The organism is Arthrobacter sp. S41 (assembly GCF_004320535.1).
GTDB lineage: Bacteria > Actinomycetota > Actinomycetes > Actinomycetales > Micrococcaceae > Glutamicibacter.
The window spans coordinates 178282-192407 of record NZ_SIHY01000001.1 but is presented as its reverse complement, the minus strand read 5'-3'; the positions used below and the strand labels follow the sequence as shown (position 1 = coordinate 192407).

The 14126-nt window shown below is 55.4% G+C and carries 13 protein-coding genes; 6 read left to right on the top strand and 7 right to left on the bottom strand.

The window, feature by feature from the left end; genetic code table 11:
• The first annotated feature begins 113 nt into the window (after window positions 1-113).
• From EYR88_RS00990 to EYR88_RS00980, 3 genes are all read left to right on the top strand, one after another.
• A complete protein-coding gene (locus tag EYR88_RS00990) occupies window positions 114-1412 on the top strand; it encodes a nicotinate phosphoribosyltransferase (protein ID WP_131087886.1) in 1299 nt (432 codons plus the stop codon).
• A gap of 40 nt (window positions 1413-1452) precedes the next feature.
• Window positions 1453-2046 carry an isochorismatase family protein gene (locus EYR88_RS00985; RefSeq protein ID WP_131087885.1) on the top strand — a complete coding sequence of 198 codons (594 nt, stop codon included), beginning with the start codon at window positions 1453-1455 and terminating at the stop codon, window positions 2044-2046.
• Window positions 2047-2130: 84 nt separating this feature from the next.
• Window positions 2131-2715, top strand: a complete 585-nt coding sequence (locus tag EYR88_RS00980) for a dihydrofolate reductase (RefSeq protein WP_131087884.1) — start codon at window positions 2131-2133, stop codon at window positions 2713-2715.
• Between the two features lie 149 nt (window positions 2716-2864).
• Here the strand turns inward: EYR88_RS00980 and EYR88_RS00975 are convergent, their stop codons facing one another.
• From EYR88_RS00975 to EYR88_RS00950, 6 genes are all read right to left on the bottom strand, one after another.
• The gene (locus EYR88_RS00975; RefSeq protein ID WP_131087883.1) at window positions 2865-4631 is read right to left on the bottom strand and encodes a DEAD/DEAH box helicase; all 1767 of its coding nucleotides are present in this window, start codon (window positions 4629-4631) and stop codon (window positions 2865-2867) included.
• Between the two features lie 54 nt (window positions 4632-4685).
• The gene (locus EYR88_RS00970) at window positions 4686-4937 is read right to left on the bottom strand and encodes a DUF3039 domain-containing protein (RefSeq protein ID WP_131087882.1); all 252 of its coding nucleotides are present in this window, start codon (window positions 4935-4937) and stop codon (window positions 4686-4688) included.
• Between the two features lie 224 nt (window positions 4938-5161).
• Complete coding sequence (locus EYR88_RS00965; protein WP_131087881.1) at window positions 5162-6727, bottom strand: transporter; 1566 nt, start codon at window positions 6725-6727, stop codon at window positions 5162-5164.
• Complete coding sequence (locus EYR88_RS00960) at window positions 6703-7467, bottom strand: ABC transporter ATP-binding protein (protein WP_131087880.1); 765 nt, start codon at window positions 7465-7467, stop codon at window positions 6703-6705. The genes EYR88_RS00965 and EYR88_RS00960 overlap by 25 nt, the downstream gene beginning before the upstream one ends.
• Before the next feature lie 120 nt (window positions 7468-7587).
• A complete protein-coding gene (locus tag EYR88_RS00955) occupies window positions 7588-8502 on the bottom strand; it encodes a tetratricopeptide repeat protein (protein WP_131087879.1) in 915 nt (304 codons plus the stop codon).
• 5 nt (window positions 8503-8507) lie between these two features.
• A complete protein-coding gene (locus EYR88_RS00950; RefSeq protein WP_131087878.1) occupies window positions 8508-10205 on the bottom strand; it encodes a hypothetical protein in 1698 nt (565 codons plus the stop codon).
• A gap of 161 nt (window positions 10206-10366) precedes the next feature.
• Between EYR88_RS00950 and EYR88_RS00945 the strand changes: the two genes are divergently transcribed.
• A complete protein-coding gene (locus EYR88_RS00945) occupies window positions 10367-11683 on the top strand; it encodes an AI-2E family transporter (protein ID WP_131087877.1) in 1317 nt (438 codons plus the stop codon).
• A 29-nt stretch (window positions 11684-11712) separates the two neighbouring features.
• Here EYR88_RS00945 and EYR88_RS00940 read toward each other — a convergent pair whose 3' ends face one another.
• On the bottom strand, window positions 11713-12063 hold the full coding sequence (locus EYR88_RS00940) for a hypothetical protein (RefSeq protein WP_131087876.1): 351 nt from the start codon (window positions 12061-12063) through the stop codon (window positions 11713-11715).
• A 59-nt stretch (window positions 12064-12122) separates the two neighbouring features.
• On the opposite strand from EYR88_RS00940, the gene nucS reads away from it, so the two are divergent.
• Together nucS and nagA are read left to right on the top strand one after the other, a co-directional pair.
• The gene (gene nucS / locus EYR88_RS00935; protein ID WP_131087875.1) at window positions 12123-12818 is read left to right on the top strand and encodes an endonuclease NucS; all 696 of its coding nucleotides are present in this window, start codon (window positions 12123-12125) and stop codon (window positions 12816-12818) included.
• A 65-nt stretch (window positions 12819-12883) separates the two neighbouring features.
• Window positions 12884-14092: an N-acetylglucosamine-6-phosphate deacetylase gene (gene nagA, locus EYR88_RS00930; RefSeq protein WP_131087874.1), complete on the top strand. Its 1209-nt coding sequence runs from the start codon at window positions 12884-12886 to the stop codon at window positions 14090-14092.
• Window positions 14093-14126 lie beyond the last annotated feature (34 nt).

Genomic DNA, 14126 nt, shown 5'->3' with positions numbered 1-14126 from the left:
CGCCACGCAGGACACGGTAAATATCATCTTCAGCGTGAGCCGTTATACAGTAAAACCGGTCGCTGGTATCACCAGCGCCACCGTTGACCCTTTACGATCCTCAGGAGCGTCCCATGCGCACCAGCCTCTTCACCGACCACTATGAGCTGACTATGCTTCAAGCAGCGCTCGAGTCCGGTGCGGCCCACCGCCCATCCGTGTTTGAAGCATTTGCGCGGCGCCTTCCCGAGGGACGACGCTATGGCGTAGTTGGTGGCACCGGTCGTCTGCTCGAAGGCCTAAAAGATTTCCACTTTGATGATGAGCAATTGCGCTTCCTGAGCGATAACAAAGTAGTGAACGCGCAGACCATCAAATACTTGGAAAACTACCGCTTCTCCGGCAACATCTCTGGCTATGCCGAAGGTGAACTGTACTTCCCGAATTCACCACTGTTGACGGTGGAATCCACCTTTGCTGAAGCCTGCGTGATTGAAACCTATCTGCTTTCGATCATGAATCACGATTCGGCCATCGCTTCGGCGGCTTCCCGCATGATTGCTTCGGCCGGCGACCGTCCATGTATTGAAATGGGCTCGCGTCGAACCCATGAAGAATCCGCTGTGGCCGCAGCTCGCGCAGCGATGATTGCTGGTTTCACCTCCACCTCAAATTTGGAAGCCGGTGCACGCTACGGGCTAAAGACCGTTGGCACCTCGGCTCACTCCTTCACATTGCTTCATGATTCGGAGCGGGCCGCCTTTGAAGCGCAGGTCGCTTCCTTGGGCAAGGACACCATCTTGTTGGTTGACACCTACGACGTAGAAAATGGTGTGCGCACCGCCGTTGAGGTTGCTGGTCCGGAACTTGGCGGGGTACGCCTTGACTCTGGTGACCTGGTGCAGCAGGCAGGCTGGGTTCGCAAGCTGCTTGATGATCTGGGTAACTGGAATACCAAGATCACCGTCACCTCGGACCTAGACGAATACGCCATCGCAGCCTTGGCTAGCGCACCGGTTGATTCCTACGGGGTGGGTACCGCACTGGTCACCGGTTCGGGACATCCGACTGCGTCTATGGTGTACAAGTTGGTGGCGCGTCAAGACGACGCCGGCGAATGGATTCCAGTGGCCAAGGCCGCCTTGAATAAGGCCAGCGTTGGCGGACGTAAACATGCAGTGCGCCAGCTCAACGACCGTCAGCGCGCAGTTGCCGAGGTTATCTCCACAACTTCGCACACCACTGGTGGACCGGAGCGAGAATTGGTAGTACCACTGGTTGTAAACGGTGAAATTGATCAGTCCTACACCGGCGCTTCGGGCGTCAAGCTGGCTACTGAACGCCACCGCACTTCAATTCAGGAGTTGCCTGGTGTGGCACGCAAGTTGCAGCGTGGAGAACCGGTCATCCCGACCATCATGATCCAAGCCTAAATAACTGCAAAGTACCCACCGCGCCGCCAAGGAGCCTGCAATGAACCGAGCACTATTGATCATTGATCTACAGCCCGATTTTTGTGAGGGTGGCGCCTTGGCGGTTGCTGGTGGGAACGCGGTAGCTGCGGCTATCGCCAAGGATGTTGCCTTGCGCGTTGCGAGTTACTCCGCGATTATCACCACTCAGGATTGGCACATTGAGCCCGGGGATCATTTCTCGGATCAGCCGGACTTTGTGGACTCTTGGCCCGTTCACTGTGTTGCCGGAACCAATGGGGCTGCGTTGCATCCGCTGATTGCGCAGCTGAACGTGGATGCGCACTTTGCCAAGGGCCGCTTCACCGCAGCGTACTCAGGCTTTGAAGCAAGACTGCTAGATACGCAGGCCGATATCGCGGATGAAAGCGGCGTACTACTTGCCCCGTGGCTACGCTCGCGACAGATCGACACCGTAGACATCGTTGGTTTAGCCGCAGATCACTGTGTTCGAGCCACGGCCTTGGACGCCGTGGCAGGAGGCTTTACAGCCACTGTCATCTCGACCCTGACCGCTGCCGTGAACGGTGAAAACTTACCTACCGTCCACGAAGAATTGCGCTCAGCAGGCGTCAGCGTTGTGAGTGCGAGCTAGCCTAAGAGTCCATGAGCCATTGACCAGCGTCGGTTCAATTGACATGCTAGGTGCACACTTTTCATGTTGATGAACGGACTGCGTATGAGAAAGCTCGTGTACTACGTTGCCACCACTCTAGATGGCTTCATCGCTTCCCCAGACGGCGGGGACCCCAGCGGCTCAGAGTTTTTCCCAATCACCGATGACCTCATCAAATTCATCGTAACGAACTACCCGGAAACCTTGCCAGCGCCTGCTCGTGAAGCCATGGGGCTGTCTGCGCCGGGCGAGCATTTTGACACTGTTTTAGAGGGTCGATCATCGTATGAGTTGGGCGTGGCCGCCGGCTTGAGTGATGCCTACCCGCACCTTCGCCACCTAGTATTTTCAACTACGTTGACTAGCGTTGGTCCTGGTGTTGAGCTCGTCAGCGAACGTGGCCTTGAACGGGTACGCGAGTTGAAGTCCGAGGACGGTAAAGACCTATGGCTTGCCGGTGGCGGAACACTTGCCCATAGCCTGCTACCGGAAATCGACAGGCTGGTTCTGAAAGTGAACCGCTCAATTATCGGCTCGGGAATCCCATTGTTCAACGGCCCATTCGCGTTCCACGACTACCAACCAACCAGCGAGGTACTTCTCGACTCCGGAGTCCGGGTTCTGGTTTATGACCGCGTCTCGTCCTGACGTGCACCAGCTGCGATGAATCCTGCGTATGATGCAGAGAATACTAGCGCCGCAGCAGAGACGACCGCCCGGATGCGATCTCTACAATGCACCCGGGCGGCCGGAAAAATGACGTCAGTGTCTGCGCAGAGCGTTATCTGCGCTAAGCGCTACTTGCGTCCAACAAACCAATCTTGCAACTTATCAATTCTGGCTTGCAACTGGTCAGCGTTGGCCTGAGGCACTGCTGGCCCTCCACACACGCTACGCAGCTTATTGTGAATCTGACCGTGTGGTGCTCCGGTGCGAGCAGCCCAAGCGGACACATTCTTAGAAAGCTTGGTACGCAGATCCATCATCCGTCGGTGATCCGAGACAGGTTCAGGCTTGGTAGCGCCCTTACTGATCTGCTTGTTCTGTTGCTTGCGTAGAAGCTCAGATACCTGCTCGGTGTCTAACAGACCGGGAATGCCTAGGAACCCAAGTTCCTCGTCGCTACCAATATCTGCACCGGTACCAAATTCGCCGCCGTCAAAGAGCACACGGTCGAAGGAAGCTTGAGAATTCAGTGCCTCAAACTTACTGCGCACCAGATCATCGCTGGCCTTGTCTTCCTTGTTGGCAGCTTCAAGAAGCGAGTCATCAAGACCGTCTTCTTCCTTTGAACCTTCACGGTCCAAGGCGTGGTCACGTTCAACTTCCATCTCGTTGGCCAGGGCCATCAAGATTGGCACGGAAGGAAGGAAAACGCTGGCTACCTCGCCGCGCTTACGACTACGCACAAAGCGTCCAACAGCCTGCGCAAAGAACAACGGAGTTGAAGTACTCGTGGCGTAAACGCCAACACACAAACGCGGAACGTCCACGCCTTCAGACACCATGCGCACGGCGACCATCCAACGTGCCTCAGATTCCGAGAAATCATCAATCTTCTGCGAGGCTTTAGGATCATCCGAAAGAATCGTGGTGACCTTTTCGCCACAAATCGCTTCAAGCTGAGCGGCGTAACCGCGCGCGTCTTCATGGTCGGTGGCAATAATCAGTCCACCAGCGTCTTTTACGGTGCGACGAACTTCGGACAGGCGTCGATCCGCGGCTTGAAGCACCGAAGGGATCCAGTCACCGTGTGGGTCTAACGCGGTACGCCAAGCATGGGCCGTGATGTCCTTAGTAAAACCTTCACCAAGGTTTGCTTCCATTTCCTCACCGGCGGCGGTACGCCAGCGCATATTGCCCGAGTACGCCATGAAGAGCACAGGACGAACCACATGGTCAGCCAAGGCGTTGCCGTAGCCATAGGTGTAGTCAGCCTTGGAACGGCGGATGCCATCACCTTCGTCAACGTACTGAACGAAGGGAATCGGTGCCGCGTCGGAACGGAAGGGTGTACCGGTCAGGGCAAGACGGCGTGTGGCAGGATCAAATGCTTCGCGGATACCGTCACCCCAGGACAGTGCGTCACCTGCGTGGTGGACCTCATCCATGATGACCAGAGTACGGGCACCCTCAGTCTTTGCCCGGTGTACTGCTGGCTTCAGCGAAACCTGCGCATAGGTGACAACAACGCCCATATAGTGCGAACCGTGGCGTCCATCTGAGTTCTTGTAATTGGGGTCCAAGGCGATACCCACGCGTGCTGCTGCATCCGCCCACTGTTTTTTCAAGTGATCGGTAGGCGCAACAACGATCATGCGGTTGATCTTGCCAGAGTCAATCAAAACTTTTGCAAGGCGCAGTGCAAACGTGGTTTTACCCGCACCAGGGGTAGCCACTGCCATAAAGTCTTTGGGCTCAGTATCAAAGTACTGAGCCAGTGCTTCCGCCTGCCAAGCTCGAAGCTTAGGCCCGGTGCCCCAGGCCGTACGCTCCGGATACGCTAAAGGGAGTTTGTCTTCCAGTGGAAGCTTGTCACCAAAATCAAAAAGTGTCTCGGTCATATACCTTTTCCCGGCCGCGTGCTGTGTGTGAACTAGTGCTTTATTTCTTAGGCACTAACCCATCAAGGATTCGTAAACTTCCTTGCACTCAGGGCATACCGGGAACTTCTTTGGGTCACGGCCTGGGGTCCAGACCTTGCCGCACAGAGCGATCACTGGATCACCGGACATCGCCGATTCCATGATCTTTTCTTTCTGGACGTAGTGGGCAAAACGCTCATGATCGCCGGCCTCGACACTCTGGGTTGTCTCGGTACGTTCGATTGTTGCTGTGCCGCCACGGGTTTCTTCAGACTGTTCCACCATGCCTTCAAGTCTAATACGTATTGGTCTGTACGTGGGTCGTTAGCTCATGGGAGCTTGTCCACATTCCACGTCCAAAACACGCTTCACGGCGCTCTCACCTGCCTCGTTTCGACCGCGCGGACGGCGCAGAATTCACCGGGTTTTAACATCAAAAAACGACACGGGAACATCGATCAAAAATTGCGTCTGATCGGTGTGCCCGTGTCGTACTGGTACCAAGTCTGCTATTTGTTCAGCATCACAGCCTGCATTAGTTCAGGTGCCCGCTTCTCATACCATTTTCCGCCAACGATAATCCCAACGACCAACAGCGTCATTCCGAGGATTAGTCCGACCGCTAGGGTCACCAGACCCAGCGCCGCAGAATTTTGGATCCAACCGATCACATAAGGAATCAACACCGGGATCAGCAAGACCGCCATGGAACCAACGGTTCCCAGCTGCGTTAATGCCACGCGTACTCCGTTGCCCGGAGGTGTTTTCATGGGGTTATCCCCCGGCAATGGAACAGCATAGGTGTACCGGGCCGAAGCCAGCGAAGCTACTCCCAACGCAATGAGCAACGCGGCCAAGGAAAGCCCCAGGTCCCCGGCAATTCGCCAGCTCTGGCCGGAAATGGCGCCAGGCAGAATTGCGGCCAGCAGCACCGGAATAATCGAAAGGGTGAAGCAGGCCGCGGCACGCCCCGCCCTATCTGCCTTGCCATGAACGCCAGTAAGAATGTGCAGCGCAAAAGCAGTGTTGTCATAAGAGATATCTGCAGAAATTGAGAAGCCCAGCAAGATACCAATGATCGGTCCGGTCAAGAACATCATGGTGTAATCGCCGGACTGATTGCCGCTGAACCAGAAAATCAACGGAAGAACCGGCACCAGCAGCACACCAATTGCATATCGCGGATCTTTGAACCAGTAGGTTAATGCTCGTGCAGCTACGGCACCAGTCGGCGAGGCAGGAACGAACTTGAAAAAGCCGAGGCCACTTTGTTTAGCAGCGCGTTGTTCGGGCGGCGGGGTCACCGTGGCTTCTGCTGTGGCCTTGTTGACCAAGAAGTAGAGTCCACCGAGGTAAACGATGGCCAGTACCAAACAGATGGCAAACTTCGCATAGTTCCCCGAGGCCAGCGCTCCTGGCAAGGCAGCTGCGGCACCCAATGGGGTGTAGGACAGAACATTGGTCAGTGGAGCAAGCCAATCCATCATGCTCTGGGCGGCTGAAGCTACTGAAGAAATGATTGGGCCAAAGCAGATGAGTACAAGGAACAACAAGGCAAAGGTAAGCTCGCGGAATCGGCGCTTAGCACGCAGTGCGGTGGACATGATGGTCAGGTACTGGCAAACCAGTATAGCCATCACCGCGGTAGCTAAAGCTGCCAGTACAGCCACCGGCAAGATGGCAACCTCTAGGCGCCAAATCAGTGAAGCACCGATCAGTCCGATAATGGTGAGTATCGCTGGCACAGAGATGAAGCCAGAAAGTACCAGTGCCGGGCCTAAGATTTTTTGAGGAATACCAAAGTGCACAAAGCGCGAAGGTTCCAGAGTCAGATCTACACCGGTCAGTAGCGGCGGAATAATCGCCCAGCCGAGCACGGCAAGCGATCCAGTGATGATACTGATTTCGGAAGCAATAGTGGTTTCACCGGCCGAGACCACTGCGAAGATGGTGAGCATCGTGATCATCCCTAGGGCGTACACGCCGCCGATGATCACACCGATCAGTTGACCGATTGAGCGTTTAAAACCGTTGCCCAGCAATCTCAGTTTTAGTTTGAGGATGTGCGCAACCATGACAACCCTTCGTTATTTCCGCGTCCGCCAACCAGATCCACAAAGCGATCTTCCAAGCTCATGCCGCCACGGACATCGTCTACCGAACCCTGCGCCTTGAGCACACCGCCGGCGATAACTGCCACGTGTGTACACATACGCTGCACTAGATCCATCACGTGCGAGGAAACGATTACGGTACCGCCATAGGCAACGTAGTCGTTAAGAATGTCTCGGATGTTTGCTGCCGAGACTGGGTCAACAGCTTCAAAAGGTTCGTCGAGAACTAGAAGTTTTGGAGAATGGATCATCGCTGTGGCCAAGGAAATCTTCTTGGTCATACCGGCGGAATAGTCCACGACCAGTTTGTCGCCGTCGTTACTCAGGTCCATCACGCGCAGCAAATCTTCGGTGCGCTGGGCAACTTCTGCACGGTCCATTCCGCGCAAGAGACCTGAGTAGCTGACCAGTTGCCGGCCGGTCAGACGGTCAAATTGCCTCACCCCGTCGGCCAGCACGCCTAGGGTCGCTTTGGCTTCTTGCGGTTGGGCCCAGATGTCCAGACCATTGACCAGCGCCTGGCCGGAGTCCGGACGAAGCAGGCCGGTGGCCATCGACAACATTGTCGTTTTACCTGCACCGTTGGGGCCGACGAGACCATAAAAAGATCCGGTGGGAACTTGCAAGTTGACGTTGTTCACTGCGACTTTGGGGCCAAATTGCTTGGCGAGGCCGCGGATATCCAGTGCGATCTGACTCATAAAATTAGCCTAGCAATTGCCCTAGTCAGAACACATCATCCTTTGGAGTTATCCTCGCAGACAGCAAAGCGCCGCGGTTCAAAGATTTCTCTTTGAACCGCGGCGCTTTATTGCTGTGACTTAGAACAGCACTCGTGCCAATTTCTGACGTGAGGCTGCAACACGTGGATCGGTATTACCAACCACCGCGTAAAGCTCAATGAGACGGCGGCGAACGCGTTCACGTTCGTCGTCAACCAAACGTGAAATCAGCGTCACCAAACGAGCAAACGCATCTTCTATGTGGCCACCGATGACATCAAGATCAGCGACTTCCAACTGCGCAGCGATATCCTCTGGATTCTGCGCAGCCTGTTCGCGTGACTTGTTCAGGTCAAGGTTCTGCGTGCGTGAAAGCAAACGAACCTGATAGATACCAACCTGTGCATCGTGGTCGTTTGGCTTCTCGTTCAGCGCTTCGTGATAAGCAGCTTCAGCTGCAGCGTAGTCCCCCGCATCAATGGCATCGATGGCCTTCTGATGCAACGGTGGCAGTGCTGGCTCAGTGTCGGTAGCAGTTCCGGAGAACGGTGGAACCGTTCCGCTCAGACCCTGCTGAACTGCCAACTGTTCAAGCTGCACAAAGAGCTGGCTGATCTGTTCTTCGGCCGCTGGGCCTTGGAACAGCGGAACCGGTTGGCCCTTGATCAGCGCAACAACCATCGGGATTTGCTGGGCTTGGAAAGCTTGAGCAATCTGCGGGTAGGTTTCTGCGTCAACCAAGCCGAGGACAAACTTGCCGCCCTTGGAATCGACCAAACGAGTGAGCAGTGCATCAAGATCAACTGACACCTGGACACGAGGCGAACCCAAAGAAACGATGGCTGGCACGTTCTGGGACAAGCCAACAAACTGTTGGAAAGCCGCCTCGTCCACATTGATGGTCCAGCTAGCAGCAGTAGCTGCCGCCGAGCTGTCATCAGCCTTTGGGGCCTGGTTAGCCAAGGCCGACAGGTCTACCGCGCCGCGGGTCGATGGGATGTTCTCTTGAGTCATGGGTACTAGTCAACTTCCTTTACACCGAGTAGGACCTGATCAGCTGAGATCAGCTGGATCTTATCGTCAGAGCCATCAGCAGGAATGTAGAACATTACTGGTTCAGCGTAAGTGCTTTCTACGCTACCGTTGGACTCATTCTTACCCAACAACTGCTGGGTGAGCTTGTCCGTGCTCTTGAGCGGATCAGCATCTTCAGTTCGTTCGAACTTTGCCTTGTTCTCCAGCTTGCCAGCAACAATGGCGCCGCCGTCTGGGGTAGATACTACGTAGGTATCACCCTTGTTGACACTGCGCTTGTAGCTCACCTTTGCCTGGTCAGCATCCTTTGACTCAGACTTCTGAGCGGCATGGATTGCCTTGATGAAATCAGAATCAGCGAATTTGTCCGCCTGCTTCGACTTCTCGTTGGTCAAAACATCGCCCAGTGCGTCCAGTGCCTTTTCAGGGGTCATCTGCAAGTTCTTGGCGTCAGCGGTCAACTGCTTGGTAGCAGGATCTCCCACAGCAATACCTGGGAAGGAAGAGTTTGGCAGCATTTGGCCGGCAAAGACTACCTGGTAGTTTTCACGAGCACTCTTCTGTACCAAGGTCAAAGCCTGTGGCAAGGTGTTGGCGTCGTTGTCCTTTGCGGTAACCACGGAGATTACGCGAGGGAACTTGGCACCACTAGCGTTTGGTACAGCGGCCGAACGCAAAACCTGAGTATTCAGGGCCTCTGGCTTATCAACCTGGAACTTCTCCTTCAGCATGTCGTAGCGCTTGCCACGCAGGTACTTGAAGGCTCCGGCAGTACGAGCTTCCAATGCCTTGGAGTCGTTCTTCTCGTCAGCAGCAGCGACCTGCTTCTGCACATCAGCCAAAACATTCTTCAGCTGTTCTTCGGTCAGCACAGGGAACTCGGTAGTTTCCTTCTTGCTGCTAGATGCCGAAGCGGATTCATCGGCAGGAGCCGAGGAGGCTGGGCTGGAGCTAGCATCTGCAGACTCCGAAGGGGATGCGCTTGCATCATCCGAAGGCTGCATTGGCAGGGTCACGCCAGAAATTGCCAAAGCAACGACGGCAGCAGCAGCCACCGAGTGCTGGGTGTTTGTACCCTTGGTCTTTGGCTTACCTGGACGCATAACCAGCAGTGCCAGTCCGAAGACCAACAGCAGTGCGCCAGCAATAATCAGTGGCAATGCGAATGGCATTGCATCGTCATTGGCGTAAGTTACGGAAATATCCACTGGAGCGGCGTCCTTTCCGTCAGCAGCCAACAGCAGTGACCAATCACCGGAGTCTGGAGCAGTCCAGCGGTAGGTCATGGTGCCATCGGCACTCTGGGAATCGAAGAAGATGTCATCACCAGCAGGGTTAGGTACTTGCGCATCACCCTTGACATACTCGGCAATCATCTTATGGTTCTCGGTATCGATACCGGTCAGCGAAACGTGCGCTGCCTTATCAACCCAAGCGTCAACGTCATAGCTACGGCCCAGAGACGCGGTGAAATCACCCTTGCCCTTGATGACCAGATCTATGGGGTCCAGTTTGGAATCATCGATCGATGGCTCGATCAATGTCAGCGGCGCCTCACCGTCCAGTTGCGGCATGGAAGCGGTGACCGTTTCGGGCGGGGCCCAAAAGGTCTTCTGTCCGATGCCAACTACAAGGGCCGCAGCCCCTAGCAGCATCGCGATCACGGAGATTACTTTTCGCACGAGTTCACCTATTCGCCTACGTCTCACAGCAGTTCTGTCCCAAGTCTAACGAGTCCAGCGCATTCATGGTTCCGTTCTTCGCTTGTGAAGTGACTCATTAGCTATTGCGTTCGGTGTCTTGAAACACAAAATCATCTTATTACCGCGATATGCTCAGTGCCATGGAGCAAGATCAGCCGCGTGAGCACCGCGATCCCAACGAGACCGACGAAGTTGTTAGTACGCCACAATCCGGTTCAGAATCACCATCAACTGGATCGTCTGCTCCTGACGCGTCTTCGGCAACTGGGCCTATACCGACGGCCCCGCACACTGTTTCGGCGCAAGACGGTTTGGTCCCCCGGCTGATCACCACCCTGAACAAATTACTTAACGTGCCTCAGCGCGCCGCGGCACTGGGCGAAGAGCCCGAGCACCATTCGGGAGAAACATTTGAACCGTTCCCCTCGTTGCACCCGATCTCCATGGGCTTCTTGGCCACGATCGGTGTGGGTTTGGCGCTGGGCGGTTTTTACCTGCTAACCAACGTTGGTTCCCTACTAACTTGGATCGCCATTGCGCTGTTTATTGCGTTGGGTCTGGACCCGGTGGTTCGCTTCCTGATGCGCAAGGGACTTTCTCGACCGCTAGCAGTGGTGGCAACCATGGTGGGGATGCTGATCATTTTTGGTGGCTTCATGGCGCTGATCATTCCAACACTGGTTAATCAGATCTCCACGTTCATTGCTCGCGCGCCTGAGATCGTGGCCGATTTCTTGAACACGCAATGGGTTCAAGACATTGATACGCAGTACGCGCTCACTGAACGAGTGACGGAAGAGGTTGACCGGTTCTTTGGTGATTCAGGTGCCGTAACCAACGTCTTTGGTGGCGTTCTCGGCGTGTCACAAACCGTTGCACAGTCGATGTTTGGCGTGCTGATTGTTCTGGTCTTGGCCATCTACTTCTTAGCTTCACTGCCAGGCATGATGGGCTTCTCGCTTCGCTTAGCCCCTCGTTCAAAACGAGAACGGGTCGCTGGGTTAGCTGAAAGGATTACCCGCTCGGTAGGTAACTACGTCATGGGCCAGGCCACTGTGGCGGTTCTGAACGCATTGGTTGCCCTGCTGTTGATGACCATACTTGGCGTTCCGTTTACTGCTTTGCTTACCCTACTTGTCGCAGTGTTCGCTTTTATACCGCTAGTGGGCGGTGTCATCGCCGGAATTTTAGTCACCTTGGTGACGCTCTCGCTGGGTTGGCAGACTGCGGTAATTTACGCGGTTTGCTACTTCGGCTACCTGCAGGTTGAAGCCTACTTCGTCTCCCCACGCATCATGCGTCGAGCCGTTGCCGTTCCAGGTGCAGTTGCGGTGATCTCGGTGATTGCCGGAGGCGCCTTGGCCGGAGTCACCGGTGCGTTGATGGCTATCCCGGTTGCAGCCAGCGCCATGATTCTTTTGCGTGAAGTGTTCATCGCACGGCAGGACCGCCGCTAGTTACTTGTCTGCTGATACTTCAGCCAAGCTTAGTAACGGTAGGAACGGGTATCCCAGCAGTGCGAATGCCAATGTCGCCTCGCGGTAGCTGCAGCGTCCTCGCCGGACCAGTGGTCCGCTCGCCACGCCACCAGATGCCCTACTCCAACGCCAATCTGTCGATTGCAACCAGGGCAGGTATAAGTCTTACTCGCGTTCATTGGTGAGATTTTGCGTACGTGCCACTGACCATCGGGGGCGTCTTGCAGTCGCACCACGCCAAAGCGTGCTTTTTGTAACCAGTCATCGGAGCCCGCTTCGTAGTCTGATTCTTCATCATGATTCCGCGCATTACCCGGACGTGAACTCTTGGGACGGCGTGGACGATTTGAACGAGGCATGTCATTAATCATGCCGTATCTCCCGGCGCATTACGCAACCACCTAGTAAAGTGTGTGAAGTGCGTTTAGTGGTTGCAAAGTGTTCAGTAGATTATGAGGGCCGTCTTCGTGCCCACCTCCCATTGGCGACTCGTCTGGTGATGGTCAAAGCCGATGGTTCGGTACTAATTCACTCCGATGGCGGTAGTTACAAGCCATTGAACTGGATGAACCCGCCGTTGACTCTTCACGAGGTTGAGCCGGACGAAGATGCCGCCGCGATGGGCGCTATTGCCACGTGGACCGTGGCCAGCGCCAAGACCGATGACAAGTTGACCATCAACTTCCACAGTTTTGAGCACGACTCGGCACACATTCTTGGCACCGACCCAGGGCTCATCAAAGATGGCGTCGAAGCTGATCTGCAGCGTCTGCTCGCCGAACAGATTGACTTGCTCGGTGACGGTCATAAGCTCATCCGCCGTGAATACATGACGCCTATTGGTCCTGTCGACATCCTCGCGCGCGATCACCAGGGCGCCACCGTTGCGGTGGAGCTCAAGCGTCGCGGAGATATCGACGGCGTTGAACAGCTCACCCGCTACCTAGAGTTGCTCAATCGTGATCCCTTGCTGCGACCCGTCACCGGAATCTTCGCTGCCCAGCAGATCAAACCGCAGGCCCGCACGCTGGCCGAGGATCGTGGAATTCGTTGCCTCACTTTGGATTATGACGCGATGCGAGGTGTCGATGACTCCGCTGGACGCCTTTTCTAACCGTTCTTTGAGATCAATTGCCCGCAGTCGATGACTCAGAGCGTTCTGTCTTCTAAGCTGAGAGCATGACTTCGACGCGCTACGCACTTTTCGCCACCTTAGTTTCCGATGGGCTCGAGGTGACCGACGGCGTGTTAGCCGTTGATGGTGACCGCATCAGATTTGCTGGGAATAGAGATGACTTCGCTGCCCTCTCTGACTCAACCGACTACGAGATCCGAGAGCTTGATGCTGGATCCATCATCATTCCAGGACTTGTTGATGTGCATTGTCACGGCGCATTGGGTACAGATTTTTCAGCGCCAGATCACTCGAATATCACCCAGGCTGTGCAATTCCTTCACCGCGCAGGAACCACAACCTTGTTGGCGTCCCTCGTCACTGCAGAACCAAATTCCATGATCGAGGCCGCCGAAGTTTTGGCCGAATTTGCGGAAGACGCACAGATCGCGGGCATCCACGCTGAAGGACCGTTCCTCTCTGAAGCACGTTGCGGTGCCCAGGATCCGCACTTCCTTCAGGATCCTGACCCAGAGTTTGTCACCCAACTGGTTGCCGCCAGCCGTGGCCAGCTTCGCACCATGACCTACGCTCCTGAGCTAGAAGGCAGCGAAGAGCTCATCGAGCAGCTCGTTTCGCACGGTGTTGTTCCGTCCCTTGGGCACACCGACGCTAGTGCGCAGGTCGCTGCAGATTCACTGCGTTTCGCCAGTGAGGAACTTGGTAGCGCCGGGGTGGACGGTTTCACCGAACGACCGACAGTCACCCACCTGTTTAATGGAATGCCTTCGCTTCATCATCGTGAGCCAGGTCCGGTAGCCGCATGCCTTGAAGAAGCTGCAAACCACAATGCCTTTGTTGAACTCATTGCCGATGGGGTACACCTATCGCCCGATACGGTTCGTTTGGTCTACCGTCTGGTTGGTGCCAACAATATCTTGTTGGTGAGCGACTCCATGGCTGCCACCGGCCTAGAAGATGGTGCGTACACCCTTGGCCCACAGGACGTAAACGTTCGTGGTGGCGAAGCACGCTTAGCCAGTGATAACTCACTTGCAGGTGGCACCAGCACCCTACTTGAGATCGTCCAGCGCACCGTTGAGGCAGGCGTTCCACTAGTACAGGCCGTCACCTCGGCTACGAGCATTCCTGCCTCACTGATCGGTCTGGCCGACGAGGTCGGTTCCCTACACTATGGCTTCGCAGCGGATGCGTTGATCCTTGACTCGCATTTGCAGCTGACTCAGACCATCCGCAAGGGTGAGTATCTCTAGCGCATACACAACCGCTGTTATCAAAAGCCATCTC

Coding starts and splice junctions, on each gene's coding strand:
- EYR88_RS00990 (WP_131087886.1), top strand. CDS start 114: ATGCGCACCAGCCTCTTCACCGACCACTATGAGCTGACTATGCTTCAA.
- EYR88_RS00985 (WP_131087885.1), top strand. CDS start 1,453: ATGAACCGAGCACTATTGATCATTGATCTACAGCCCGATTTTTGTGAG.
- EYR88_RS00980 (WP_131087884.1), top strand. CDS start 2,131: ATGAGAAAGCTCGTGTACTACGTTGCCACCACTCTAGATGGCTTCATC.
- EYR88_RS00975 (WP_131087883.1), bottom strand. CDS start 4,631: ATGACCGAGACACTTTTTGATTTTGGTGACAAGCTTCCACTGGAAGAC.
- EYR88_RS00970 (WP_131087882.1), bottom strand. CDS start 4,937: ATGGTGGAACAGTCTGAAGAAACCCGTGGCGGCACAGCAACAATCGAA.
- EYR88_RS00965 (WP_131087881.1), bottom strand. CDS start 6,727: ATGGTTGCGCACATCCTCAAACTAAAACTGAGATTGCTGGGCAACGGT.
- EYR88_RS00960 (WP_131087880.1), bottom strand. CDS start 7,467: ATGAGTCAGATCGCACTGGATATCCGCGGCCTCGCCAAGCAATTTGGC.
- EYR88_RS00955 (WP_131087879.1), bottom strand. CDS start 8,502: ATGACTCAAGAGAACATCCCATCGACCCGCGGCGCGGTAGACCTGTCG.
- EYR88_RS00945 (WP_131087877.1), top strand. CDS start 10,367: ATGGAGCAAGATCAGCCGCGTGAGCACCGCGATCCCAACGAGACCGAC.
- EYR88_RS00940 (WP_131087876.1), bottom strand. CDS start 12,063: ATGCCTCGTTCAAATCGTCCACGCCGTCCCAAGAGTTCACGTCCGGGT.
- nagA (WP_131087874.1), top strand. CDS start 12,884: ATGACTTCGACGCGCTACGCACTTTTCGCCACCTTAGTTTCCGATGGG.